This is a genomic window from Levilactobacillus paucivorans (assembly GCF_001437125.1).
GTDB classification, from domain to species: Bacteria; Bacillota; Bacilli; order Lactobacillales; family Lactobacillaceae; genus Levilactobacillus; species Levilactobacillus paucivorans.
This window is the reverse complement of sequence record NZ_JQCA01000061.1, coordinates 1-380: the sequence shown is the minus strand read 5'-3', so window position 1 is coordinate 380 and position 380 is coordinate 1. Positions and strand designations below refer to the sequence as shown.

Below are 380 nucleotides of genomic sequence, written 5' to 3'. Positions count from 1 at the left end.
ATGCTATTTAATTGGAAAAACAGTACCTTAATTAAGCACGCTGTTGGTGAAGATGTCACTAAGCAATTATTGACGATTAACCAACAAGAAAGTTCACTAAAAAAAGCAGATGAACTCTTAAATAAAGTAGTTGATCGCACGACTAAAAAACTTTATCCAGAGCTTGATTTTGAACAGATAACCGCGGCTGAACAACGGGAATTGATTAAAGAAACTAATAGTGAACAAACGATTTTCAAAGGCAGTGAATTAAACGAACGTTTAATGAATATTCGTGATGATTTATTGGCCCGACAATTATTGACCTTTACCAAACGGCCATACGTTGGCTGGAAGTTATTAATGCAACAAGAAAAGGAAGTCAAAATCGAGCTTAAATA

Annotated in this window: 1 pseudogene; it reads left to right on the top strand. The window is 34.5% G+C overall.

Annotated features, from left to right (window positions below):
* A pseudogene (locus IV54_RS06280) lies at window positions 1-380 on the top strand (MobQ family relaxase); the annotation flags it as partial.